Source organism: Paraburkholderia caffeinilytica (assembly GCF_003368325.1).
Classification (GTDB): domain Bacteria; phylum Pseudomonadota; class Gammaproteobacteria; order Burkholderiales; family Burkholderiaceae; genus Paraburkholderia; species Paraburkholderia caffeinilytica.
On sequence record NZ_CP031466.1, the window covers coordinates 3,095,761 to 3,121,909 of the forward strand.

20 protein-coding genes are annotated in these 26,149 nt (G+C 64.0%); 5 read left to right on the plus strand and 15 right to left on the minus strand.

The features are described 5' to 3' along the window. Positions 1-28 precede the first annotated feature (28 nt). The 3 genes from treZ to treY are packed head-to-tail and all read left to right on the plus strand — an operon-like array spanning position 29 to position 7,004. Entirely contained in the window at positions 29-1,948 is a 1,920-nt protein-coding gene (treZ, locus tag DSC91_RS13670; protein WP_115778987.1) for a malto-oligosyltrehalose trehalohydrolase, read from the plus strand. Then, a complete protein-coding gene (malQ, locus tag DSC91_RS13675) occupies positions 1,945-4,149 on the plus strand; it encodes a 4-alpha-glucanotransferase (protein WP_115778989.1) in 2,205 nt (734 codons plus the stop codon). The genes treZ and malQ overlap by 4 nt, the downstream gene beginning before the upstream one ends. Next, positions 4,146-7,004, plus strand: a complete 2,859-nt coding sequence (treY, locus tag DSC91_RS13680; RefSeq protein ID WP_115778991.1) for a malto-oligosyltrehalose synthase — start codon at positions 4,146-4,148, stop codon at positions 7,002-7,004. Before malQ ends, treY begins: the two co-directional genes overlap by 4 nt. A 57-nt stretch (positions 7,005-7,061) precedes the next feature. Here the strand turns inward: treY and DSC91_RS13685 are convergent, their stop codons facing one another. Together DSC91_RS13685 and DSC91_RS13690 are read right to left on the minus strand one after the other, a co-directional pair. Then, positions 7,062-8,405, minus strand: coding sequence for a hemolysin family protein (locus tag DSC91_RS13685; RefSeq protein WP_115778993.1), 1,344 nt, complete (start codon positions 8,403-8,405; stop codon positions 7,062-7,064). Between the two features lie 94 nt (positions 8,406-8,499). After that, positions 8,500-9,306, minus strand: a complete 807-nt coding sequence (locus DSC91_RS13690; protein ID WP_115778995.1) for a sensor histidine kinase — start codon at positions 9,304-9,306, stop codon at positions 8,500-8,502. A 188-nt stretch (positions 9,307-9,494) separates the two neighbouring features. Between DSC91_RS13690 and DSC91_RS13695 the strand changes: the two genes are divergently transcribed. Both DSC91_RS13695 and DSC91_RS13700 read left to right on the plus strand, forming a co-directional pair. Beyond that, entirely contained in the window at positions 9,495-9,836 is a 342-nt protein-coding gene (locus DSC91_RS13695; RefSeq protein WP_115778996.1) for an FKBP-type peptidyl-prolyl cis-trans isomerase, read from the plus strand. A 44-nt stretch (positions 9,837-9,880) separates the two neighbouring features. Beyond that, positions 9,881-10,654 (plus strand): AraC family transcriptional regulator, encoded by a 774-nt coding sequence (locus tag DSC91_RS13700; RefSeq protein ID WP_115778998.1) that lies wholly within the window; start codon positions 9,881-9,883, stop codon positions 10,652-10,654. Between the two features lie 98 nt (positions 10,655-10,752). Here DSC91_RS13700 and DSC91_RS13705 read toward each other — a convergent pair whose 3' ends face one another. From DSC91_RS13705 to asd, 13 genes are all read right to left on the minus strand, one after another. Next, a complete protein-coding gene (locus tag DSC91_RS13705; RefSeq protein ID WP_115779000.1) occupies positions 10,753-11,943 on the minus strand; it encodes an O-succinylhomoserine sulfhydrylase in 1,191 nt (396 codons plus the stop codon). 293 nt (positions 11,944-12,236) lie between these two features. Further along, positions 12,237-13,784 carry an amidophosphoribosyltransferase gene (purF, locus tag DSC91_RS13710; RefSeq protein WP_115779838.1) on the minus strand — a complete coding sequence of 516 codons (1,548 nt, stop codon included), beginning with the start codon at positions 13,782-13,784 and terminating at the stop codon, positions 12,237-12,239. A 136-nt stretch (positions 13,785-13,920) separates the two neighbouring features. After that, positions 13,921-14,415, minus strand: coding sequence for a CvpA family protein (locus DSC91_RS13715; RefSeq protein WP_093634947.1), 495 nt, complete (start codon positions 14,413-14,415; stop codon positions 13,921-13,923). Positions 14,416-14,422: 7 nt separating this feature from the next. After that, positions 14,423-15,343 carry an SPOR domain-containing protein gene (locus DSC91_RS13720; RefSeq protein WP_115779002.1) on the minus strand — a complete coding sequence of 307 codons (921 nt, stop codon included), beginning with the start codon at positions 15,341-15,343 and terminating at the stop codon, positions 14,423-14,425. A gap of 29 nt (positions 15,344-15,372) precedes the next feature. Further along, complete coding sequence (gene folC, locus DSC91_RS13725; RefSeq protein ID WP_115779004.1) at positions 15,373-16,683, minus strand: bifunctional tetrahydrofolate synthase/dihydrofolate synthase; 1,311 nt, start codon at positions 16,681-16,683, stop codon at positions 15,373-15,375. A gap of 152 nt (positions 16,684-16,835) precedes the next feature. Continuing rightward, positions 16,836-17,708 carry an acetyl-CoA carboxylase, carboxyltransferase subunit beta gene (gene accD, locus DSC91_RS13730; protein WP_115779006.1) on the minus strand — a complete coding sequence of 291 codons (873 nt, stop codon included), beginning with the start codon at positions 17,706-17,708 and terminating at the stop codon, positions 16,836-16,838. Between the two features lie 81 nt (positions 17,709-17,789). After that, entirely contained in the window at positions 17,790-18,602 is an 813-nt protein-coding gene (gene trpA / locus DSC91_RS13735) for a tryptophan synthase subunit alpha (protein ID WP_115779008.1), read from the minus strand. A 33-nt stretch (positions 18,603-18,635) separates the two neighbouring features. Continuing rightward, positions 18,636-19,553, minus strand: a complete 918-nt coding sequence (locus tag DSC91_RS13740) for a DNA-methyltransferase (RefSeq protein ID WP_115779010.1) — start codon at positions 19,551-19,553, stop codon at positions 18,636-18,638. 11 nt (positions 19,554-19,564) lie between these two features. Further along, positions 19,565-20,758, minus strand: coding sequence for a tryptophan synthase subunit beta (trpB, locus tag DSC91_RS13745; protein ID WP_115779012.1), 1,194 nt, complete (start codon positions 20,756-20,758; stop codon positions 19,565-19,567). 60 nt (positions 20,759-20,818) lie between these two features. Beyond that, on the minus strand, positions 20,819-21,532 hold the full coding sequence (locus DSC91_RS13750) for a phosphoribosylanthranilate isomerase (protein WP_115779014.1): 714 nt from the start codon (positions 21,530-21,532) through the stop codon (positions 20,819-20,821). Next, positions 21,529-22,341 carry a tRNA pseudouridine(38-40) synthase TruA gene (gene truA, locus DSC91_RS13755; protein ID WP_115779016.1) on the minus strand — a complete coding sequence of 271 codons (813 nt, stop codon included), beginning with the start codon at positions 22,339-22,341 and terminating at the stop codon, positions 21,529-21,531. The genes DSC91_RS13750 and truA overlap by 4 nt, the downstream gene beginning before the upstream one ends. Next, positions 22,338-24,830: a motility hub landmark protein FimV gene (locus tag DSC91_RS13760; RefSeq protein WP_115779018.1), complete on the minus strand. Its 2,493-nt coding sequence runs from the start codon at positions 24,828-24,830 to the stop codon at positions 22,338-22,340. Before DSC91_RS13760 ends, truA begins: the two co-directional genes overlap by 4 nt. A gap of 139 nt (positions 24,831-24,969) precedes the next feature. After that, positions 24,970-26,091 carry an aspartate-semialdehyde dehydrogenase gene (asd, locus tag DSC91_RS13765; protein WP_115779020.1) on the minus strand — a complete coding sequence of 374 codons (1,122 nt, stop codon included), beginning with the start codon at positions 26,089-26,091 and terminating at the stop codon, positions 24,970-24,972. Positions 26,092-26,149 lie beyond the last annotated feature (58 nt).

Genomic DNA, 26,149 nt, shown 5'->3' on the forward strand with positions numbered 1-26,149 from the left:
CGAAAGTCACATCGAATGGTGATGAATCATGTCTGAAAGTCCGATCGATCCTCACGCGCATCACCACGCGCATTGCCTGCCGTTCGGCGCACAGTTGCTGGGCGCGACGGGCGCGAAGCCACGCACGCGGTTCCGCTTCTGGGCGCCTTCGTGCAAGACGGTGCAGGTGGAAATCGAAAACGGACCCGCCCAAGGCGCGCATGACATGGCCCTCGCGGGAAACGGCTGGTTCGAAACCACCGTCGACAGCGGCGCGGGCACGCTGTATCGCTTCCGGCTCGATGGCGAGCATGCGGTGCCGGACCCCGCGTCACGCTTCCAGCCGCAAGACGTGCACGGCCCGAGCGAAGTGATCGACCCGCGTGCATATCGCTGGGAACATACGAGCTGGCATGGCCGTCCGTGGGAAGAAACGGTCTTGTACGAGCTGCACGCCGGCGCGATGGGCGGCTATGCGGGGGTACAGAAACGCTTGCCCGCGCTGGTCGCGCTCGGCGTGACGGCCATCGAATTGATGCCGCTGAACGACTTTCCCGGCCGCCACAATTGGGGCTACGACGGCGTGCTGCCCTATGCGCCCGATTCCGCGTACGGCCGCCCCGAAGAACTGAAAGCGCTGATCGACGCCGCGCACGGTCTCGGCCTGATGGTGTTTCTCGACGTGGTCTACAACCACTTCGGCCCGGACGGCAATTATCTGCACGAATACGCCCGCTCGTTTTTCCGCGAAGGCACGCACACGCCGTGGGGCCCCGCGATCGATTTCGACCGCAGCGAAGTGAGCGACTTCTTCATCGACAACGCGGTCTACTGGATCAACGAATATCGCATCGACGGCCTGCGGTTCGATGCGGTGCATGCCATCGGCAATCATGCATGGCTGCGCGAATTGTCCGACCATATCCGCGCGAAAGTGCAGCACGGCCGGCATGTGCATCTGGTGCTGGAAAACGAACACAACAGCGCGAGCCTGCTGGACACGCATTTCGACGCGCAATGGAACGACGACGCGCACAACACGCTGCACGTTCTGCTGACAGGAGAAACCGAAGGCTACTACCACGCGTACGAAGATCAGCCGATCCGCCGCCTCGCACGCGTGTTGTCCGAAGGTTTCGCGTATCAGGGCGATCCATCGCCGATTCACGACGGCGCGCCGCGTGGCGAAGCAAGCCGGCATCTATCGCCCACCTCGTTCGTGATGTTCTTGCAGAATCACGATCAGATCGGCAATCGCGCATTCGGCGAGCGCCTGCGCAAGCTGACGTCCGACGAAGCCTTGCGCGCCGCCACCGGTTTGCTGCTGCTGTCGCCGCACATTCCCATGCTGTTCATGGACGAGGAATACGGCTCGACTCAGCCGTTCCTGTTTTTCACGGACTACACCGGCGAACTCGCCGACGCCGTGCGCGAAGGACGGCGCCGCGAATTCGCCCGCTTTTCGGCGTTCAGCGACGAAAAGCGTCGCGCGCAGATTCCGGATCCGAACGACGTGAAAACCTTTGTGACCTCGTCACCGCCCGAACCTGTTCAAGGCCCCGCCACGGATGACAACGCGAAAGACCGCCTCGACTGGATGCACTTCTATAAATCCGCGCTCGCCGTGCGGGCGAAGCTGATCACGCCGCGCCTGAAACATGCCAAAGCGCGCGACTCGACCGTGCTCACCGCCGCAAACGGCGGGGACGCCCATGCGTTGATCGCCCGCTGGAAACTCGGTGACGGCGAGACCTTGTCGATTGCGTTGAATCTCTCGAAGGAGGACGTGGCTTTCCCCGATCTGCCGGCCGGCAAGGTGATTTTCGAAACACCGCCGCGCGTGCGCGAGCAGATCGACACCAAGGTGTTGCCGTCGTACGCATTGGTCGCGTGGATGACCGGCGACGTCAGCGACTATGCCATCGGCCACGATGCTCGCATCGCCGGCCAACAGGAGCGCCACGCGTGAGTGCTACCCGCCGTTCAAACGATACGATCGTGACTCTTGCCACGCGCGCCGGCTTCGAAGTCGAGTGGCGGGATGCGCATCATACGACGCAGCAGGTGCCGGAAAGCACGCTCGCCGTGCTGCTCGAACGGATCGGCTTGCCGTGCGGCAACGCCACGCAAATCCGGCACAGCACGGCCGCGCTCGAAGCCGAACTGTCCGGCCGCAAACTGCCGCCGTTGATGACCGCGGAGGTCGAACGCGGCATCGCGCTGCCTGCCGCGGCGATCAAATCCGGCAGCCACTACCGGATCGAGCTCGAAAGCGGCTCGATCATCGACGGCCGCTTCACGGCGCCTAAAGGCGAGGAAGCGTTGCTCGCGCCGATCGACGAGCCCGGCTATCACACGCTCGTGATCAACGAACAACGCATGACATTGGCCGTCGCGCCGTCGCGCTGCTATACCGTCGCCGATGCATGGCGCACGCTGCGCGACGGCGCCACGGCGCAGACGCCGCTGTTGTGGGGCATTGCCGCACAGTTGTACGGCTTGCGCCGCACGGGCGACGGCGGCATCGGCGACTATACGGCCCTCGCGCAAATGGCGATCGAAAGCGCGAAGCGTGGCGCGCATGCGCTCGCCGTCAGTCCGACGCACGCGATGTTCAGTGCCGAGCCGAACCGCTTCAGTCCCTATTCACCCTCATCGCGTTTGTGGCTGAACGTCACGCATATCGACCCCGCCGCCGTGTTCGGCGCCGACGCCGCGCGCGCCGCACTCGAGGCCACGCAGGCCACCGGCGCATGGTCGGCACTCGAAGACTTGCCGCTGATCGACTGGCCGAATGCGGTCGTGCTGAAGCTAAAAGTTCTGCGCGCGCTGTACGAGAACTTCTGCACCCACGAACGCGCACACGACACGCCACGCGCACTCGAATTCCATGGCTTCTGCGAACGTGCCGGCCGCGCGCTGGAAGACCACGCGCGTTTCGAAGCGCTGCAGGCGGTGCAGTTGGCTCAGGCGGGCGGTCATGGCCACTGGCGCGACTGGCCTGAGGCGTTGCGCGATCCGCGCAGTCCGGAAGTTGAAGCCTTTGCCGAAGCGAATCGGCATGAAGTCGATTTTCATCTGTTTCTGCAATGGCTCGCCGCCAAGGGCTTATCGCACGCGCAGCATGCGGCGAGCGACGCCGGGATGGCCGTCGGCCTGATCGCCGATCTGGCCGTCGGCTGCGATAGTGCCGGCAGCCACGCATGGTCGTACCGCGACGACATGCTGCAGGGTATTTCCGTGGGCGCGCCGCCCGATCTGTTCAACCAGGCCGGACAGGCTTGGGGGCTGACCACCTTTTCACCGCGTGCGATGCGCACGCAGGGCTTCTCCGCATTCATCGACATGCTGCGGGCGGCGTTCGCGCATGCGGGCGGCATCCGCATCGACCACATTCTCGGCTTGCGGCGCCTATGGCTCGTGCCCGAGGGCGAGAGCGCGCGTAACGGCGCGTATTTGCGCTATCCGCTCGAAGACCTGTTGCGGTTGATCGCGCTCGAATCGTGGCGGCATCGCGCGATCGTGATCGGCGAAGATCTCGGCACCGTGCCACCCGGTTTTCGCGAGCGGCTCGACGAACACGGCCTCGCCGGCATTCGCGTGCTGTGGTTCGAAGGCGCGGAGGGCGGCAAGGGCTTCAAGCCGCCGCAGGCGTGGGACCGCAACGCTGTCGGCACCACCACGACCCATGATCTGCCGACCGTGGCCGGCTGGTGGCGCGGCAGCGACATCACGTGGCGCAACCGGATCGGTCAGACGATGGCGCGCGCCGACGGCCGCGACGCGGAGCAAGTGGCACAGGAAGAACGCGCCGCCGATCGGGTGCTGTTATGGCGCGCTTTCCAGCAAGCCGGCGTCGCCGCGCCGCACGTGGACGCGCCGCCGCCCGACAACGCGCCCGTGGATGAAGCGCTCGCCTTCGTCGCCGCGACGCCCGGCCCGCTTGTCACTTTCCCGCTCGAAGATTTACTCGCGCTGGTCGAGCAGCCGAATCTGCCCGGCTCGATCGACGAGCATCCGAACTGGCGCCGCCGCGTGACCTTGCCCATCGACGCGTTGTTCGAGGACGGCGCCTTCAGCGATCGCCTGCTGGCGCTCGACCGCGCGCGCCGCGACGCAACCGCTCCTGCCTATCCTGCCAACGCTTCTTCGGAGCCTGATACGCCATGACCGTCCCGCGCTCCACGCTTCGCCTCCAGTTCCATCGAGGCTTTACCTTCGACGATGCGGCGAAGCATGTCGACTACTTCGCCGCGCTCGGCATCAGCCACCTGTACGCGTCGCCGATCACCACCGCCGAGCCCGGTTCGACGCACGGCTACGACACCGTCGACTACACCCAGGTCAACGCCGAATGCGGCGGAGAAGCCGGCTTGAAGCGCCTCGCCGACACACTGCACGCGCACAACATGGGGCTGATCGTCGACGTGGTGCCGAATCATATGGGCATCGGCGGATCGAGCAACGCGTGGTGGCTCGATATTCTCGAATGGGGCCGGCACAGCGGGTACGCACGCCATTTCGACGTCGACTGGCATTCGCCCGATCCGGCCTTGCGCGGCAAGGTGCTGGCGCCGACACTCGGCGCGCCGTACGGCGAGGAACTCGCGGCAGGCCGGATTGCGCTGCATTTTGCAGCCGACAACGGGCGCTTTTATGTCGGCTACGAGCCGCATGTGTTTCCCGTGTGCCCGACCGACTACGCGTCGATTCTGCAGAGCGCCGACCGCGCCGATCTCGCCGCGCTGGCCGAACGTTTCCAGGGCTTGACGACGCAGCCGGCCGATCAGCCGCGCGCCGCCGAAGGCCGCGACATGCTGCGCGAGTTCGTCGCGCAAGGCGGCGGCTCGGCAATCGACCTGGTGCTGGCAGCCTATTCGCCTGCAGACCCGGTGACGCGCGACCGTTTGCACCGGCTGATCGAACGCCAGCACTTCCGGCTCGCGTGGTGGCGCACCGCGTCGGATGAAGTGAACTGGCGGCGTTTCTTCGACATCTCGACGCTGGCCGGTGTGCGTGTGGAGCGCCCCGAAGTGTTCGAGGCCGTGCACGCGCTGATTTTCCGTCTGTATCGGGAAGGCGTGGTGGAGGGTTTGCGGATCGATCACGTGGACGGGCTCGCCGAACCGCGCGAGTACTGTCAGCGTCTGCGGCAGCGCCTCACGGAATTGCGCGACACGGGGCCTTTTGTGGTCGTTGAAAAGATTCTGGGTCGTGGCGAACCGTTGCGCGACGATTGGCCCGTGGACGGCACGACCGGCTACGATTTCATGAACGACGTGGGCGCGCTGCTGCACGATCCGGCCGGTGCCGAGCCGCTCGCACAGACGTGGGCCGAACTCACCGGCCGCAGCCCGCGTTTCGCCGACGAAGCCCTGGACGCTCGTCGCAAGATTCTCTCGGAAAATCTCTCGGCCGAACTGGACCGCGCGGCGCGGGCGTTGCACCGCATTGCCCGCGATTCGTCGACCACACGTGATTTCACCTTCGCCGCATTGCGGCGCGTGCTGGCCGAACTGGTCGTGCATTTTCCGGTATATCGGGTCTATCCACAGAACGGACTGCGCAGCGCGGCCGACAACGTGTACTTCGCGCGGGCGCTGGCAGGCGCGCGACAAACGCTTTCGCGCGCGGACTACGTGGTGCTCGACCGCGTGAACGCATGGCTTGGCGGCAGCGCCGAGGAAGCGCCGAATGCACGGGTCAACGCCGCACAGCAGCAGGGCCCGAATGGCGCCCCACCGAGTCATGCAGGTTCATCGCGGCGCACCGCACAGACGCTGTTTTCGCAATTGACCGCGCCGGTCGCCGCGAAGGCGATCGAAGATACGGCGTGCTATCGCTATGGACGTTTGCTGTCACGCAACGAAGTCGGCTCGGACCCGGGCGAATTTGCTTTGTCGGTCGCGCAATTTCATGCGGCGAATCTCGAGCGCTCGCAGCGCTTTCCTCACGCGATGCTCGCCACGGCCACGCACGACCACAAGCGTGGTGAAGACGTGCGTGCGCGGCTTGCGGTGTTGAGCGAGATTTCTCAGGACTGGAGCGCGACGTTGCGCGCGTGGTCGACCTTGAACGCGCCGCATCGCCGTGCGCTCGACGGCAAGCCGATCAGCAGCGTGAGCCACGATACACGCCACGATTGGGCGCCAGGCCCCGCCGCCGAGGCGATGCTGTACCAGACCCTGGTGGGCAGCTGGCCACCCGATTTAAAACCCGACGATGAAGCGGGCGTCAAGGAACTGGCTGAGCGCGTCGCGCAATGGCAATTGAAAGCGCTGCGGGAAGCGAAGCTCCAGACCAACTGGCTCGCGCCCGACGAAGCGTACGAGGCCGGCTGCCGCGACTTCCTGTTCGATATCCTGGCGCCGCAGCGGCGCGACGGTTTTCTACGCGAGTTGTCCGCGTTCGTGATGCGGATTGGGCGCGCCGGTGCGCTCAACGGTTTTCAGCAGACCGTGTTGCGACTGACGTCGCCTGGGATTCCCGATCTTTATCAGGGTACTGAGCTGTGGGACTTCAGTTTGGTCGATCCCGACAATCGCCGGCCCGTCGATTTTGCGAAGCGTGAGGCGTGGCTCGCGCAAACACCGCCTTCGGAGTTTCTGATGAGCTGGCAAGACGGCCGGGTGAAGCTCGCGGTGGTGCAGCGCGTGCTGGCGTTGCGCGCGCATTTGCCGGAGCTGCTGAGTCAGGGTGCGTATCTGCCGCTTGCGGTGCGCGGTGCGCATGCGTCGAATGCGATTGCGTTTGCGCGGCGGCATGGCAATGCGTGGGCGGTGGTGGTGGCGAGCCGGCTTGCCGCCGGGTTGCTCGGCGAAGACGGCGATTTGCCGATGGTCGATCCCGTCAAATGGGGTGACACAGCGATCGAAATGCCTGCGGACCTGGCCGCGTGCGCGCTGTTCGACTGGCTGAGTCCGGCGGCGCCAAAGGTCGATGAGAACGGCTTGCTTTATGTGCGCGATGCATTGGGCGCGATGCCCGTTGCCGTGCTGGTGGAGGACGGCGTGCCACGCGGTTGATCCGCGTTTTGTCGAAGGTTATAGACGTGATCGACGAGCCCGTGCCGGTCACGCCGCTCAACCGCCTTCGTCGTCGAAGATCTTCGGATAAACGCGCACGAGCACGATCCGCGGACCCTTCATCTTCTTGACCACCACGTCGAAGCGATCGAACTCGACGCGCTGCCCTTCAGCAGGCAGATCGTTGAGCGCCTGAATCACGAGGCCACCGACCGATTCGGCCTTGCCCTCGTCGATGTCGATCCCGAGCGCGCGTTCCAGCGACACCACCGGCAAGCTGCCCTTGCCCATCAACGTGCCGTCGTCCATGCGCGTCCAGTCGGCGTCGCCCTGGCGGAATTCGTCGTGGATCTGCCCAACCAGTGCACCGAGCAGATTGTCCAGCGTCAGAAAGCCGATCGGCGTCGAGTTCTTGTGACCCACCAGCGCGAAATGCGGCGCACCCTTGCGGAAGCGGCGAAACAGTTCGAGCGCCGGCATGTCCGGCTTGACATACTGCACGGGCCGCGCATATTCGGAGAGGTCGTCGAGCGTGCTGCCCGCGTGCCGCGCCAGCAGCAAATCCTTCAAGTGGATCATGCCGGCCACCCGTTCGCCGGACGCGTCTTCGAACAACGGATAGCGGCTGAAGCGGTGCCGCGCCACCACCTGCATGTTTTCGCGCAACGGCACATCGCGCCGCAGGCCGACCATTTCATAGGACGGGCGCATCAGATCCGAGACGGTCATGCGCGAAAAGTCCAGCGAGTGCGCAATCGTGTTCCATTCGTCCTGGCTGTAGGCGCCATCCGGCGAACCGAGCTCAGTCGCGACGTTGGCGCGGCGGCCGCGCAAGATCAGCTTGAGTTCGTCGGTGGAGTAATGCGAGTCATGGCCGTGCTCCCCGTCGAGGCCCGCGAGCTTCAACACCGCGTTGGCGCTCGTGTTGAGCACCCAGATCGCCGGATACATCGCCCAGTAGAAACCGTACAGCGGCGTGGCGGCCCACAACGAAACCTTTTCCGACTCGCGAATCGCGAGCGACTTCGGCGCCAGCTCGCCCACCACGATGTGCAGGAACGAAATGCACGAGAACGCGAAGAACAGCGAGATGCCGTGAATCAGCTGCTCCGATTCCACGCCGAGCAGGCTGAAGACTGGCGTGAGCAATTCCGCGAACGCCGGCTCACCGATCCAGCCGAGTCCGAGCGACGCCAGCGTAATGCCGAGCTGACAGGCGGACAGATACGCGTCCAGCCTTCCATGCACCTTCGCCAGCAAACGCCCACGCATGCCATGCCTGGCTGCGAGGCTTTGCACGCGCGTTTGCCGCAGCTTCACCAGACCGAATTCGGCGGCGACAAAAAAACCGTTGAGGGCAACGAGAAACAACGCACCGATGAGGGCGACGACCTGGATCAAAGCGAAAGACTCCGGCAACAAAAGTTGTCAGTATAGAGGGTGAAAGCAAGTCGAAAGTTAATCGCGTACAGGGTCGCGCGCCGACAGCCGCCGCTCACGTTGCTGTCGTCGCAATCAACGGCACATGCAGCGCGAGGGTCACCGCTTCGCTCCCAGGTGCGTCGCTTTGCTCGAAACTGCCGCCGTGCGCCTCCGCAACGCGCTTGCAGAGCGCGAATACCCACGCGATCCGTTTGGCTTCGCGAGGTTCGCTCGCCTGTTTGCGGGCAAAGGCTTCCAGCAAATGTGGCACCGTCGGATCGTCCAATGCGGCGGCGCTCTGCTTGAAGACGACGGTGGCGTACCACCTGGTGGAGTCCGCGCGTGCGGCCAGCGTGACTACGGCACCCTCCGTGCTCGCTTCGACGGCAAACGTGAGCATCAGCCACAGTGCGGCGGCCAGGCGCTCACGGTCGCCATTGAGCTGCTCGGAAGCGAGATGCGACTCGACCGAGACCTCGACACCACGCGCGCGCGCCAATCCGGAACGGACTTCTTCAACGGTTTCATCGAGTAGCCGATGCAGCGGAAACGGGGCAAAGGCGAGTGCCAGCGATTTGGTCTCGGCGCGCGTGGCGTCGACCAGCGTCTCCAGCAACTTCACCTGCTGTTCCACGCCGTTACGAATCCCCGTGACGGCGCGTTGCGCATTGGGGTCGTTCGCATCGAGCTTGCGCTCGAGCACGTACGCCCAGCTATGGATGGCGTTCAGCGGCCCACGCAGATCATGCGACACCAGCGACAACACATGGTCGCGCATGAACAGCGCGGTTTCCGCGCGCAGATGGGCGGTGCGTTCGGATACGGCGAAGCCGGAAGGAACCGGCGGTGCGCCGGCGGTCCCGGTGGAAGACGTTGTCACGATCGAACCCTCTCAGGCGGTGCAAGGAATGTTAAAAGAAGTCCCATTATAGGCATGCCGCCCAGCGCAACCAGCCTGACCGGATGGCCAGGCTGGACGCAAACCGTATGCCACGCGGCAATCCTCGGCGATGCATCGCCAACACGCCTACAATGTCGGTTTTTACGTTTTGATCCAAGGAGCGACACATGTCGACTGTGACTACCGAATCCGGCCTGAAATATGAAGACATCGTTGAAGGCAGCGGCGCCGAAGCGGTGGCCGGCAAGACCGTCAGCGTGCATTACACGGGCTGGCTGACCGACGGCCAGAAGTTCGACTCGAGCAAGGACCGCAACGACCCGTTCGCATTCGTGCTGGGCGGCGGCATGGTCATCAAGGGCTGGGACGAAGGCGTGCAAGGCATGAAGGTCGGCGGCACGCGCAAGCTGACGATTCCGCCGCAACTCGGCTACGGCGTGCGTGGCGCAGGCGGCGTGATTCCGCCGAATGCAACGCTCGTGTTCGAAGTCGAACTGCTCGGCGTCTAAGTTTTTCGCTGCGCTGTTTTGTATTTTGTAATTGGGCATTGCCGATGAGTCACACCGCCGTCGCCGCTCCTAGCGTTTCATTGCGCCGCTACGGCGCGATCGAAGCGTCGGACGTGCACGACTTCCACCAGGTCGTGCTCGGGCTCGACGGCGCGATGGTGATGGCGGTAGACGGCGTCGCGCATCAGATCGACGCCGGCTCCGCCTGGCTCATCCCGGCTGGGGCGCGGCACGATTACGCAGGCATCGGCGAGAACCGGCAATTGGTGCTGGATCTGCCGGCTGCCTCGCTGGCCGTGCCGGAACGTCTGTTCGACCGCGCGCGGGCCGTGACGGTGGATGCCTCGCTCACGCAACTCGTGCATCGGATCGCGGCGCACGCCACCGGCGGCGCGCAAGGCGACGATCTCGATACCCGGCGTTTTCAATGGGACGCAGCCGCGCGACTGGGCGCTGCGTTGGTGGCCGATACCGGCACGGTGGCCGGGACACAAGCGCCCGGCCTCGACTTCGCGCGCATCGACCGCTGGCTGCGCGCGCATCTGTCGGAACCGCTGCGTATCGCCGACCTGGCCGCGCATTGCGGCTTCGGCATGCGGCGCTTCCATCAGCTTTTTATCGACGCCTTTGGCGAAACACCGCACCGCTATTTGCAGCGTCTGCGGCTCGATACGTCGCTTGGCTTGCTATCCGATCCACGCCTGTCGCTCAGCGATATCGCGCTGGAAATCGGCTTCGGCGATCAGAGCGCTTACACGCACGCATTCACGCGGCGTTTCGGGTTGGCGCCCGGTCAATGGCGCGCGTTGCGCCATTGAGTGTGTGCGATCCGCGGGCCACCTGAAAAAGGTGTCCCGCGCTTCTTGCTGCTCTCCTGCTGCACCTGCCTCGCGTGATTAGCGAGCGTAGTCGACGACTAACCCGCCAGACCGCGCTCCAGATCGCCGCGGATATCGCCGGCGTTTTCCAGACCCACTGCGAGACGGATCAAGCCTTCGCTGATCCCCGCCGCCGCGCGTGCCTCGGGCGTCACGCGGCCATGCGTGGTCGTGGCCGGGTGCGTGATCGTGGTACGTGTATCGCCGAGATTGCCGGTGATCGAGCAGATCTTCGTGCTGTCAATCACGCGCCAGGCATTCGCGCGCATCTGCTCGGGCGTATCGCCCTTCAATTCGAACGACAGGATCGCGCCGCCCGCCTTCTGCTGACGCATGGCCAGCGCGTGCTGCGGATGCGATTCGAGACCCGGGTAGAACACGCGGTTCACGGCGGGATGGGTCTCCAGCCAGCGCGCGATTTCGAGCGCATTCGCCGACTGCTTTTCGACGCGCAGCGACAGCGTTTCCATGCCCTTGAGCAGCACCCATGCGTTGAACGCGGACAAGGTCGGCCCGGCGCTGCGTACGAACGGGAACACCTTTTCCATGATGAACTGCTTCGAGCCGACCAGCGCGCCGCCGAGCACACGCCCCTGGCCGTCGAGGAACTTGGTGGCCGAATGCATTACGACGTCCGCACCGAGCTTCAACGGCTGTTGCAACGCCGGGCTACAGAAACAGTTGTCGACCACGAAGATCGCGTTGGCCGCCTTCGCGATCTTGCTGATCGCTTCGATATCGGCGACTTCGGTCAGCGGATTCGACGGCGTTTCGAGGAAGAACATCTTCGTCTCCGGGCGCACGGCGTTTTTCCACGCATCCAGATCGGTCGGGTCGACGAAGGTCGTCGTGATGCCGAACTTGCTGAAGATCTGCGAGAACATGCCGAGCGTCGAACCGAACAGCGCCTGCGAGCTGACCAGATGGTCGCCGGCCTGCAGCGTCGACATCACCACCGACATGATCGCGGCCATCCCCGAAGCCGTGGCCATGCACGCTTCACCACCTTCGAGCGCGGCCAGGCGGTCCTGGAACATCGAGACGGTCGGATTCGTGAAGCGCGAATAGGTGTAGTTGTCTTCGGAATTCTTGAATTTTTCGGCGGCGTCCGCGGCACTCGCGAACACGAAGCTCGAGGTCAGGAAAATCGCTTCCGAATGCTCGTTGAAGTCGCTGCGCGCTGTGCCCGAGCGGATTGCCAGCGTATCGAAGTTCAGGGAGTCGTCCATGTTGGTTCTGATTTCCAATGTTCCATGACTGGGTTCGGCGTCTGCGGCTACCGTGGGAGGACCGCGCAACACCCAACGGCAGCAACAAAAAAGCCCGCTTTTGCGTCGGCATAAGCGGGCTTCATGTGCGGGGGAAAGCTGGAGCGGAGGCGGATGATTGCGGCTTTTCCACCATTCGCTTTAGCTGTTTTGGGTTGCCCCGCGTCCGCAAGCTGAGATCAAATCGACGCAAGCCGTCATGCTAACACGCTCGCGTCGTGGCGTGCAGCAGGCCACGACGCGAGCGCTATCACTCAACCGACCGACAATTGCAGATGCAGTTGCGAACGCGCCGGGCCGCCCTCGGCCGCTTCGCTCGCGGCGTCGCGATCCGATTGCGAGGACGGTGCGAGACGCGCGGTTTCGATGCGGTCGAGGTATTCCGTGGTGACATCGCCCGTCACGTAGTTGCCGTCGAAGCACGAGGCTTCGAATTCCTTCAGCGCCGGGTTGATGTCGCGCACCGCCTGCTTCAGCGCGTCGACGTCCTGATACACGAGATGGTCCGCGCCGATCATGCGCGCGACTTCATCGTCCGTGCGGCCATGCGCGACGAGTTCACCGCGCGTCGGCATGTCGATACCGTAGACGTTCGGGTATTTCACTGGCGGCGCCGCCGAGGCGAAGATCACCTTGTTCGCGCCCGCATCGCGCGCCATCTGCACGATTTCGTGCGAGGTGGTGCCACGCACGATCGAATCGTCGACGATCAGCACGTTCTTGCCCTTGAACTCGATGCCCATTGCGTTCAGCTTCTGGCGCACCGACTTCTTGCGCATCGCCTGGCCCGGCATGATGAAGGTGCGGCCCACGTAACGGTTCTTGAAGAAGCCTTCGCGATACTCCACACCTAGTTTCTTCGCGACCTGCATCGCAGCCGGACGGGACGAATCGGGAATCGGCATCACCACGTCGATCGCGACGTCGGGCAATTCGCGCTTGATCTTCTCGGCGAGGTAATCGCCCATGCGCAAACGCACGTTGTAGACCGGCACGCCGTCGAGCACGGAGTCCGGACGCGCGAGATACACGAGTTCGAAAATGCACGGGTTCAGGCTCGGATTCGTCGCGCATTGCTGCGAGTGCAAATTGCCCTCGAGGTCGATGAAAATGGCTTCGCCCGGCGCAATGTCGCGCACGAATTCAAAACCGACGCCTTCGATCGCAACGGATTCCGACGCCAAGATCCACTCGACGCCTTCCGACGTTTCCTGCTTGCCGAGACACAGCGGGCGAATGCCGAACGGGTCGCGAAAGCCGAGCAAACCGTAGCCGGCAATCAGCGACACGATCGCGTACGAACCCCGCACCCGGCGATGCACGCCCGACACCGCCTTGAACAGCGCGGCCGGATCGAGTTGCAGACTCGAACTGGACAGCTGCAATTCGTGCGCGAGCACGTTGAGCATCACTTCGGTGTCGGAGTTGGTATTGATATGGCGGCGATCGATGCGGAACATCTCATCTTTCAGTTGCTGCCAGTTGGTCAGATTGCCGTTGTGCGCGAGGATGATGCCGAACGGCGCGTTCACGTAGAACGGCTGGGCTTCTTCTTCGCTCGATGCAGACCCGGCGGTCGGGTAACGGACCTGGCCGATACCGGTGGTGCCGGGCAGGCTGCGCATGTTGCGCGTGCGGAACACGTCGCGCACCATGCCGTTGGCCTTGTGCATGTGGAAGTTGCTGCCGTTCGCTGTCGCGATGCCGGCGGCGTCCTGACCGCGGTGCTGCAGAAGCAGCAGGCTGTCATAGATCAGCTGATTGACCGGAGAATGGGAAACTACGCCTACGATGCCGCACATGGCATGTCCTTCAAAGGTACGAAATTCGGAACGGCGGCTGGCGCCTGCGATGCCGCGCGAGGGTACGCGACGGTGCATACAGGCAACCGGATTGCGCCGGAGTCCTGCTGCGCTCCTCTAACCGGTCACCTGATCGTCACACGCGGACGTAGGCAGCGAGCGTCTCGGGAAGCAGCGGTTTCATTACGTGCACGCCCTCGACCGCATAGGGCCGAAGCAAGGCGTTGCGCCAGAATTCCTGTTGGGGCAGTTCGGTCAAGCCTGCAAGGGCGACCAGAATCAGCACCAGAACGACCCCGCGCACGAGGCCGAACATCAAACCGAGCGAGCGGTCCACGCCGCTCAAGCCGCTTGCCTGCACGATACGGCTCAACAGGGCGTTCAGCACGCTTGCAACCAGCACCACGCCGATCGCCACCAGCGCGAACGCCAGAAGCCACTGGGTCAGCGCGCCGCCCGGCCACGTGGCGGGGATAAACGGCACGACATAGCCAACAAAACGGCAAGCGATGAAAAACGCCGCGATCCAGCCGATCAGCCCGAATATCTCAGACAAAAAGCCGCGCCAGGTGCCGCGCAAGGCCGACAAACCGATCACCGCCATTACAGCGTAGTCGAAGGCAGTGAACATCGCTCGCTTACTGTGCAGCGCCGCTGTTCGCGCCCGACGTCAAGCCGGCCTCACGAACCTTCGCAATCGCGGCGCTAGCCGCGGCGCGATCGGCGAACGGACCGGCGCGCAATAGGGTGAGCGTGGAGCCGTCGGCCTGCTTCCGATGTTCGATATATGCGGGCACGCCGGCCGCTTTCAACTTGGTGGCCCAGTTGCGGGCATTGGCGTCGTTCGCAAATGCGCCTAGCTGGACGGCGAAACGGCTGCCCGGCGGCGATGCCGGCGTGCCGGAATTGGCGTCCGCACTTGCGGCGGCCGTATTCGCGCTGTCTTCGCTCGGGGCCGGAACATTCGCGGCGCTTTGCGTCGCGGGTGTTTTGGCCGGTTTGGCGGGCGCCTGCGCTACAGGCGCCGCAGGTGCCGGATTGGCGGCAACGGCGGCGGGCGCTTGCGGTTTCACGGCCGGCTTGATCGCGGGCGCCGCGTTCGTGGCCGTGCTCTGCTGTCTGGCGGCGCCGGACTGCCCTTGCGTGGCTGCCGGTGCAGGTGCAAGACCGGAAGCGGCGAGTGCCGTGTCAGGCGCCGGGTTATCCGGTGCTACGCCGGCCTGCGTGTCTTCGTCGGTCTTGGTGGCGACCTTCGGCGCGGGACGGTTTGGAATGTCGATGGAGATGTCGTCGGTGACGGGCTTGGGATGTGAATCCAGCACCATGGGCAGGATCACCACCGCTGCGACGACCAGTGCGACCGCACCGACGAGTCTGCGCCGCGCACGCTGCTTTTCGGGCAACGTAGGGTCGAGCAGCATCGCATCGGCATCCACGGTGCGCTCCGTGCGGCGGGTTCGCCGCTCCACGCGCTCGCCACGGGCGGCCCGCGTGGAACTGGTGTTTGCGCCGCGCCGGGTGGGCGCGTCGTCTTTCTTGCCGAACGAGAAAATTCCCATGAATCGCTTGGTTCGAGCCTGGCGCCCGTTCAGTGTTGCTGCGATTTACGATAGGCCATAACGCCTGCTACCGTATAGAAACTGCCGAAAACCACGATTCTATCATTCTCTGACGCTCGTTTTAGCGCGTCTTGGAAAGCCTCTGCCGGTGTTGCGTAGCGCGTCACACTGCTGTCGTTGCCGTCGCTCACGCCCTGCTCGCGCAAAGCCGCCTCGAGTTCCTGTGCCGAAGCCGCACGCGGGGTTGGCAGATCGGTCACGCACCAGTGGTCGATTTCGCCCTTCAGATGCGTCAGCACGCCGGCAATGTCCTTGTCGCGCATCGCGCCGAACACCGCATACGTGTAGGGAAAAAAGCCCATATTGCCGAGGTTTTGCGTCAACACGGCCGCGGCGTGCGGATTGTGGCCGACGTCGAGCACGACGGCCGGCTTGCCGGGCAGCACCTGGAAGCGCCCCGGCAGTTCGACGTTGGCGAGACCGAGCCGGATGTCCTGCGCCGAGACCGGCAAACGGTCGCGCAGCGCTTCAAGACCGGCCAGCGCAGCCGACGTGTTGATCAACTGATTCGCCCCGCGCAATGCCGGATAAGCGAGCGCGGAACGGCGCATGGTCGGGCCCACGTAGCTCCATTGCTGGCGCTCGCTGCCCGCCTGCCCTTCGTAGCGGAAATCGCGGCCGAACAGCCACAATTCGGCGCCGATCTTTTCGGCGTAATCGATCAGGCTTTGCGGCGGGACAGGATCGGCGCAGATCGCCGGTTTGCCGGCGCGGAAAATACCGGCTTTTTCGAAGGCGATTTTCTCGCGCGTGTCGCCGAGATACTCGGTGTGATCGATATCGATGCTGGTGATGATCGCGCAGTCCGCGTCGAGAATGTTGACCGCATCAAGGCGGCCGCCCAGACCGACTTCGAAGATCGCCGCGTCCAGTCCGCGCGAGGCGAACAGGCTCATGATCGCCAGCGTCGTAAATTCGAAGTAGGTCAGCGTAACCGGTTCGCCGAGGCTCAGGCGCGCCGCTTCGACGGCTTCGAAATGCGGCAGGAGATCCGCGTCGCTCGCCATCTCGCCGTTCACACGCGCCCGCTCGTTGAACGACAGCAGATGCGGCGACGTGTGGCAACCGACCGTGAAGCCCGCGCGCAGCAGAATCGATTCGAGGATCGCACAGGTCGACCCCTTGCCGTTCGTGCCGCCGACCGTGATGATCGGGCACGCAAACGACAACTGCATCGCGTCACGTACCCGGCTGATACGGCCCAAACCCATGTCGATGCCGACCGGATGCGCGGATTCAAGGTGCGTGAGCCACGCGTCGAGAGTGGGGAATGTGGTCATCGAGTGAATCTGTGCTGCGTTGCGAGATCGTGATTATCCCGGAAATGACAGCGCGCCGCTTGATGACTCTCGCGGCGCGCTATTTTTTTACTGCTTTTCTGACGGCGGCCGCGCTTGAAAAGGCACGGCCCCGGCTAGGTCGGAGTGCGGGCTTACGCGACTGCGTCCGCCGGCTGATGGCTCAACAGCGCCATCAATTGCGCGATCTCTTCGCGCAGTTTGCGACGGTCGACGATCATGTCGATCGCGCCCTTCGTCAGCAGGAACTCGGCGCGCTGGAAACCTTCCGGCAGTTTTTCGCGCACGGTTTGTTCGATCACGCGCGGGCCGGCAAAGCCGATCAGCGCTTTCGGCTCAGCGATCACCACGTCGCCGAGGAACGCGAAGCTCGCCGAGACGCCGCCCATGGTCGGATCGGTCAGCACGGAGATGAACGGCAGCTTGGCTTCCGCGAGCCTGGTCAGCATGGCCGTGGTCTTCGCCATCTGCATCAGCGAAAGCAGGCTTTCCTGCATCCGCGCGCCACCCGAAGCGGTGAAGCAGATAAACGGCACTTTCTGTTCGAGCGCGTTCTGCGCGCCGCGCGCGAAGCGTTCGCCGACCACCGAGCCCATCGAGCCGCCCATGAACGAGAACTCGAAGCACGCGACCACCACCGGCAGCGTGTGGATGGCGCCACCCATCACGACCATCGCGTCGGTTTCGTCGGTATCGTCCATCGCCTCTTTCAGGCGATCCGGGTACTTGCGGCTGTCTTTGAACTTGAGCGCGTCGACCGGCACGATTTCCTGGCCGATCTCGTAGCGGCCTTCGGGATCGAGCAGGCCGTCGAGGCGCTCACGCGCGCCGATGCGCATGTGGTGGTCGCACTTCGGGCAAACATGCAGATTGGCCTCGACGTCATTGCGGTACAGCACGGCTTCGCACGACGGGCACTTGATCCACAGCCCTTCCGGAATCCCCTTGCGGCTCTTCGGGTCGGTTTGTTTGATCTTCGGCGGCAGCAGCTTATCGATCCAGCTCATATTGAATCCTTCTGGGTCAACCGGTTGCGCAAACGGCGGGACGAACCCGCCGTTCACACTACAGGAGACAAAAAATAACTGTTATCGGGCAGTCGCGACGCTATCGAGCGCCTCGCGCACTTCGGCGATGAAGCGCGTGAGCGTCTCGGCTGCGGCTTCGGGGGCCGCTTGTTCGAGCAATTGCACGATACGGCTGCCGATCACGACGGCATCGGACACTTCCGCCACCGCACGCGCTGTTTGCGCGTCACGGATGCCGAAACCGACGCCCACCGGTAGGGGCACGCGCGACTTGATCGCCGGGATTTTACTCGCGATGCTGGAAACGTCCAGATTTGCCGCGCCGGTCACGCCTTTCAACGACACATAATAGACGTAGCCGCTGGCGATTTTGCCGACTTCCGCGATGCGCTCGTCCGTGGACGTGGGCGCAAGCAAAAAGATCGGATCGATGCCGGCAGATCGCATCTGTTCGGCGAAATTAACACACTCTTCCGGCGGGTAGTCGACAACCAGCACGCCGTCCACCCCGGCTTCCTTTGCCGCCTTGGCGAACGCTTCAGTGCCCATGCGCTCGATCGGATTGGCATAGCCCATCAGCACCACCGGCGTCTTGTCGTCGGTTTCGCGGAAGCGCTTCACATCGGCCAGCACATGACGCAGCGACACGCCATGCGCCAATGCGCGCTCGGACGATTGCTGGATCACCGGGCCGTCGGCCATCGGGTCGGAAAACGGCACGCCGAGTTCGATCACGTCGGCGCCGCCGGCAGCGAGCGCGTGCATGAATTCGACCGTGCGCGCCGGATCCGGGTCGCCGGCCGTCATGAACGGAATCAGGCCTTTCTTACCCTGGGCGGACAACGCGGCAAACGTGTTCTTGATACGGGACATGGAATATTCTCGGATTTTTAAGCTACTGCGCGCTTATTGCGCCTCGGTCTGCCGCTCGGCCTTGACCGCAACCTTGCGGGTTTTGCGAGCGGCAGTGGGCGCCGACGCGGCCGCGCTAACGCGTTCGCGCGCTATTGCGCAGTAACTTTCATTGATCTCATAGCCGACGAATTCGCGCTGCTGCCGGGCGCAAGCGACCGCGGTGGTGCCGCTGCCCATGAACGGGTCGAGCACGCGCCCGCCCTTGGGACAACTTGCCAGCACCATCCGCTCGACGATTTCCAGAGGTTTCTGGGTCGGATGATCGACGCGCTCGGCGTGTTGCCGATGCAGTCGCGATACCGACCAGACGTCCTTCGGATTATAGCCAAGCTCGAGCCACTTGCTGCCTTCGAACAATTTACGCGAACGCGCCTTCTTCGTGACGGCATCGTACGGGATGCGGACGGGATCGAGATCGAAGAAATAATCCTTCGACACCGCGAAAAAGCCGATGTTGTCATGCACCGAGGTAAAACGGCGCACCGTTCCGCCCATGCTCGGTACGCGCCGGTCCCAGATGATTTCGTTGATCATCGTGAGTTTTGTCTTCAGAAAGCTGAAGATTTCCGGTGCGTACTGCCAGGTGCAGAAGATATACAGCGAACCCGACGGCTTGAGCTTCGGAATAGCCAGCTCAAGCCAGCCACGCGTCCAGGCGAGGAAATCCTCACCGGAGCGCATGTCGGAGTCGTTGCCATAATCCTTGCCGAGCCCATAAGGCGGATCGCAAAGGATCAGGTCGATCGACCCGTCGGGAATGTTCGCCACATCGGACAAAAAATCGCGGTTCAACAGCCGGATGCCGGCAGGCACCTGTGCCAGCAAGGGCGCAGGCGCCTCGGCCGCCATGACTTCGGCGACCGGGGTGGTTTCAAGCGCCGGCTGCGGCTCGTCGAACTCGTCGCGCATCGTCGCGGCGCTCAGAACTGAATGCCCGATCGCTCAGCGACCGTATGCATGTCCTTGTCGCCGCGACCCGACAGATTGACCAGAAGGATTTTGTCCTTCGGCAATGTCGGCGCCAGCTTCGTGGCGTAGGCCAGGGCGTGACTGGACTCGAGCGCCGGAATAATGCCTTCGATGCGGCAGCAATCGTGGAACGCCTTTAGCGCTTCTTCGTCGGTGATGCCGACATATTGAGCGCGATTAGTGTCTTTTAGCCACGCATGCTCAGGACCGACGCCCGGATAGTCCAAGCCGGCCGAAACCGAATGCGTCTCGATGATCTGACCATTGTCGTCTTGCAGGAGATACGTGCGGTTGCCGTGCAGCACGCCCGGGCTGCCGCCGATCAGCGAGGCGGCATGGCGGCCGGATTCGATTCCGTCGCCTGCGGCTTCCACGCCGATCAACTGCACCGAAGCGTCTTCAATGTACGGGTAAAAGATACCCATTGCATTCGATCCGCCGCCAACGCACGCAATCACGGCGTCCGGCTGCCGACCGGCCAACTCCGGCATCTGCACCTTGCATTCGTCGCCGATCACGCGCTGGAAGTCGCGCACCATCATCGGATACGGATGCGGCCCCGCCACCGTGCCGATGATGTAGAACGTGTTTTCAACGTTGGTCACCCAGTCGCGCATCGCCTCATTGAGCGCGTCCTTCAGCGTGCGCGAGCCGGACGTCACGGGCACGACGGTCGCGCCGAGCAGCTTCATCCGGTACACGTTGGCAGCCTGGCGGCGTACGTCTTCCTCGCCCATGTAGACCACGCATTCCATACCGAAGCGCGCCGCAATGGTGGCGGTCGCCACGCCGTGCTGGCCCGCGCCGGTTTCCGCGATCACGCGCGGCTTGCCCATGCGCTTCGCGAGCAGCGCCTGACCGATCACGTTATTGATCTTGTGGGCGCCGGTGTGATTCAGGTCTTCGCGCTTGAGGAAAACCTGCGCGCCACCGAGCATTTCGCTCCAGCGCTGTGCGTGATAAATCGGGGACGGACGACCCACGAAATGCTTTAGTTCGCGCTCGTATTCGGCGACGAATTCGGGGTCTTTCTGAAATTTCGCATACGCGGCACGCAGCTCGTCGAGTGCGTGAACCAGCGTTTCGGCGACGAACACGCCGCCATACTGGCCGAAATGGCCTCTTTCGTCAGGCAAGTTATACATGGTGATCACTCTTCTCAGTGTGGCGCACGGCTTTCATATGAGAAAACCGCGCCGCCTGAATCATTCAGCATCCGCTGCGCGCACTGCGCGTACGAACGCCGCCATCCGGGCGTGATCTTTCACGCCCTTGGCGCCCGGCACTTCGATGCCGCTCGAGACATCGACCGCGTACGGGCGCACGCGATGGATCGCATCACTGACGTTTTGCGCGTTCAACCCACCACTCAAAACGGCCCGACGCGCGAGCTCTGCTGGAATAAGTGACCAATCGAAAACCTTCCCGCCGCCGCCATAGCCTTCGACATGGGTGTCGAACAGAAGGCCGCTGGCTGCTGAATAGTTAAGCGCTGATTTTACCAAATCTGCCGGTTGAGTATCCGCCGCGACCCGCAAGGCGCGCAACCAAGGCAAACCCGCAACGCTGGCGAGGGATTCGCACTGCTCCGCGGTCTCGTCGCCGTGGAACTGCAGCAGCGTAAGCCCGACGTTGCTGGCGACTTCGCGAATCCAGTCCGGCGTTGCGTTCACGAACAAGCCGACTACCGACACGAATGGCGGCACGTCATGCACCAGCTCGACGGCCTGCGCCACGCTGACCGAGCGCGGGCTCGGCGGATAGAACACGAGGCCGATCGCATCGGCGCCGAGGTCGATCGCCAGCGAAACATCTTCCGGCTTCGACAGGCCACACAGCTTGATGCGCGTGCGATGCGGCGCGGCCTGCTGTTGCGCGCCGGCGTTTGCGTCGGCCGCCTGGGTTTCGGTTGATTTCATGTCGGGGCTTGCTCGGTCCATACGGTACTCCAAGGCACGCTGCCGGTCTGCGGCGCGGGCACGGCGAATTGCTCAGGATAGCCCACCTGCGCCAGATACAGGCCGTCAGGCATGAAGGTCGGCGCTGCACAGTCGCGATCACGGCTGGCGAGAACCTCGGCCATCCATTCGGCCGGATGACGTCCCCGGCCGATATCGACGAGACAGCCCATCAGATTGCGCACCATATGGTGCAGGAACGCGTTCGCCCGAAAACGGAAATGAATGAAGTCGCCCTGTTGCCGCATGTCGATCTGATACAGATGTTTGACCGGCGTCTTCGCCTGGCATTGCGACGAACGGAACGCCGAAAAATCGTGCTCGCCGATCAGATGAGCGGCGGCGGCCCGCATGGCGTCCACGTCGAGCGGCGTGTGCACCCAGCCGGCCCGCGTGTCCTGCATCGGCGAGCGGAACGGATGGACGTACAGGACGTAATAATAGGTCCGTTCGAACGCCGAAAAACGCGCGTGAAACGCGTCGGGCATCGGCTTGGCCCACTGTACGGCGATCGTCTTCGGCAGAAAGGCGTTAGTGCCGCGGACCCACGAAAAATCCGTGCGATCGAGCTCCGTGTCGAAATGCACGACCTGGCCGAGGCCGTGCACCCCCGTATCCGTGCGGCCAGCCACAACGGTTTGCAAAGGCGTTTGCGCGAACTCGCGCAACGCCCGTTCGAGTTCGTCCTGCACGGTCTTGCCGTGCGGCTGCGACTGCCAGCCGCAGAATGCCGAGCCGTCGTACTGGACGCCTAGCGCAATACGCTTCACGACAATGGTGCGAGCGTGGAGAGCAGCGCGCGAGCCTCGGTGCGCGTGGCCGGATCGTTCGCTTCGATCACTTCGTTGATGAGCGTGCGCGCGCCGGACAGATCGCCGAGGTCGATATATTCGGCGGCCAGATCGAGCTTGTTCCGGGCAATGCGGCTGAGATCGGCCCGCGTGAAGGCAGGCAATGGCTGAGCCGGACTTGGCGGCAACTCCAGGTCGAAATCGAGCTTCAGCGCGCCGAAGCCGGCGGCGCCCAGACCTGCGACGGCCGCATGGCCGGCGGTGCCGGCGGCAATCTCGTCGGCGATATGCGGCGCGTCGTCCGGATCGTGCGGCGCCAACGCTTGCTGCGCGGTGCTTTCCGGGGAGGCAACCGGTTGTGTCGTCAGCGAGCCGGGTACGCTCAACGCTGCGTCGTCGGTCGATTCGATGCGCGGCGGCAATGGCATGTTCAAGCTGCTGAAGGCATCGACGGCATCGCGCGGGAACCCGGTTGGCACGGCCGGCGCAGGCTGAACCGGTGTGACGGGCGCCGGTTCGAAACCTGGTGCGGGTTCGTCGTCCCATTGCAGACGATGCGGCGGAGGTGCCTCTTGCTGAAAAGTCTCGTCGACCGGTTCAAGCGGCGTCAGCGGCAATGCGTCAGCGCCGAGTTCCGCGGCGGCGGCGAGACTCGCCGCCGTGGTCGCCCCATCGAAGTTTTCGTGATGGGCCGCGGGAAGAAGTTCGGACGTGGAACCGCTTTGAGCGGCCCGTTCAATTTCCGAGCTCGGTTCCGCAGGTTCGTTGGGCGCGCGCGCCGGGTAGCCTTCCGGCGACGCGTGTTGGGACGCGTTGAGGTCATGCGCACGCAAATCCGTGTGCGGTTGGTGGGTTGCGGCTTCACGCTCTGCCGCGGCCCGCTCTGCTGCCTCTGCTGCCTCTGCTGCCTCTGCTGCCGCACGCTCGGCCGCCGCTTGCTCCGCCTCCACGCGTTCGGCTTCAGCACGGTCTGCAGCAGCATGAAGCGCAGCTGAGCTTTCCGCCTTTGCGTTTTCTACCGCAGCACGCTCCGCTTCTGCATGTTCCGCCGCTAAACGTTCGGCTTCCACACGCTCGGCAGTTTCTCGCTCTGCTGCTTCCCGCGCCGCCGCCGCGTGGATTTCCGCTTCGCGCTCCGCCGCCACGCGTTCAGCCGCTTCCCGCGCTGCTGCTTCATCTCCAGCGGTTTCGTGGTCGGCCGGCGCCGATGCCGCCGCATGCCCCGCTGCTGCTTCGTCGCTAGCGTCCGACGCTTCGCGCGCCGAAACGACATCCTGCGACTCAGCCGCCCGCGCGGAAGCCGCGGCCGCGTCCGCCGCCAGCGAGCCTTCAGTTGCGGCAACGGTGGCACGCTTACGCCGGCGCAGACGCAAAGCCGCAAGCAACACGACCAGCGCCGCGCCGATCGCCGCCGCCACGCTCAAATTCGTCTGAGAGATGCCGATGTCGTTCGACGTAGCGATCGTCGCGCCGCCATGGCCGGAAACGGCCGCCGCAGACGAAACACCGACGGCCGGCTGCGCACCGTTCGTCGCAGGCGCGACCTTCGCGGCCGGCGAACCGCCGATGCCATGTTTCTGCAACTCCATCAGCACGCGATTTTTCAGCGCAAGCAGTTGCTGCAAGCTGGACACTTGCGCACGCGGTTGCGAAGCCGGCTGTGCGGCGGCTGTCGCTGCTGTAGCAGCCGCCGAGGCGCCTTCCGCAGCCTCGCTGGCCGAGGGCTGGATCGCGCCTGACCAGACATGTGCGCCGCTGGCCGGCGACGCGCCTGCAGCCTGTGAACCCGCTACGGGGGCCGCCGAGATCGCGCCGGACGCCACTCCGCTAGCCGACGGCGTCGCGCTGGCTTCAGCCGCCGAGCTGGCCGTCCCTGAAACCGCAGGCGTGGCTGCCGTGGCGACGCGAGCCGCGGCGCTCGTCGCGCTCGCTGCGCCGGCGTTGACCTGCGCCACGCCACTCGCGGCGCCGACCGCCGCTCCGATAGCCGCCGCATTCGGCGCGGAAGCAGGTGCAGCCGTCGCAGCCGTCGCAGCCGTCGCAGCCGATGGTGCCGCAGACGCAGACCCCGCAACCGGCGCAGAAGCCACCAAAGCGCCCGACGCATCCAGTGCCGGAATCGCCAGCAGCGCGCCTACGCGCATCCGGCTCGGGTCATGACTCATGAAGGCATTCGGGTTCGCGTCGAAGAGCGCGCGAGAAGCGCGTGCGAGCGTCCCTTTGTCGTGCGACTGCGTGACGGCAATCGCCACGTCGTTCAACGACTGCCCGGGCCGCACCGTATATTGACTCCCGGCGGCGTAAGCAACGGATGCGCCCTCCGGCGCGCTTGCGGCGTCGCCAGGCGCGGCCACCGCGCTACCCACGCCGGCGCCGGCCAGCGCGAGCGCCAAAACGGCTGCGGCCGTCAGCCGGTTCGTACCTTGATGCATGAACATAGCCCGAAGGGATGAGAGTCGAAGGTTCATCGGGACTCCTGGCGCGTCAGCGCGCAGCCCTTTTTTGCGGTTGGAAAGAGACAAGATAATCGGAGCACACAATGAAAAAAGCGCCGCGCAAGCGCGACGCTTCTTGAGTTTTCTACGCGTCGTGAGCGCGTAGTTTACTTTACTTGTCGAGCACAATGCGAAGCATGCGACGCAGCGGTTCCGCCGCGCCCCACAGCAGCTGATCGCCGACCGTGAAGGCCGACAGATATTCGCCGCCCATTGCCAGCTTGCGCACACGGCCAACCGGCACCGTCAGCGTGCCCGTGACCACGGCCGGGGACAGATCGCGCATGGACGCTTCGCGTTCGTTCGGCACCACCTTGACCCAGTCGTTGCCCGACGCGAGGATGCTGTTCACTTCGTCCAGCGGCACGTCCTTGTTCAGCTTGATGGTCAGCGCTTGCGAGTGGCAGCGCATAGCGCCGATCCGCACGCACAGACCATCTACCGGGATCGAACCCGGCGTGCCCATGGCCGGCTTACCGAGAATCTTGTTGGTTTCCGCGCCGCCCTTCCACTCTTCCTTCGACATGCCGTTGCCGAGATCCTTGTCGATCCACGGAATCAGCGAGCCGGCGAGCGGCACGCCGAAGTTGTCGGTCGGCATACTGTCGCTGTTCATGGCGCTTAGCACGCGGCGGTCGATGTCGAGAATCGCCGAAGCCGGATTCGCGAGTTCGTCCTTCACTGCGTCGTGCAACGTGCCCATTTGCGACAGCAGTTCGCGCATGTTTTGCGCGCCCGCGCCCGAAGCGGCCTGATAGGTCATGGCCGTCATCCAGTCGACGAGGTTTTCGCGGAACAGGCCGCCCAGCGCCATCAGCATCAGGCTGACCGTGCAGTTGCCGCCGATGAAATTCTTCTGGCCCTTGACCAGCGCGTTCTTGATCACGTCGAGGTTGACCGGATCGAGAATGATGACTGCGTCGTCTTTCATGCGCAGCGACGAAGCCGCGTCGATCCAGTAGCCGTTCCAGCCCGCTGCGCGCAGCTTCGGGAACACTTCATTCGTGTAATCGCCGCCTTGGCACGAGATGATCGCGTCGCACTTCTTCAGGTCTTCGATGCTTGTCGCATCTTTGAGCTTGGTCTCGTTCTTGGCGAACGACGGCGCGTTGCCGCCCGTGTTGCTGGTGCTGAAAAACACCGGTTCGATCAAGTCGAAATCGCCTTCCTGCTGCATGCGTTGCATCAGGACGCTACCGACCATACCGCGCCAACCTACGAGACCTACGTTCATGACTTCATACCCTTCGAATGGAAACTTCCCCGCATCTTTGCCCGCAGTGACCGCGCGG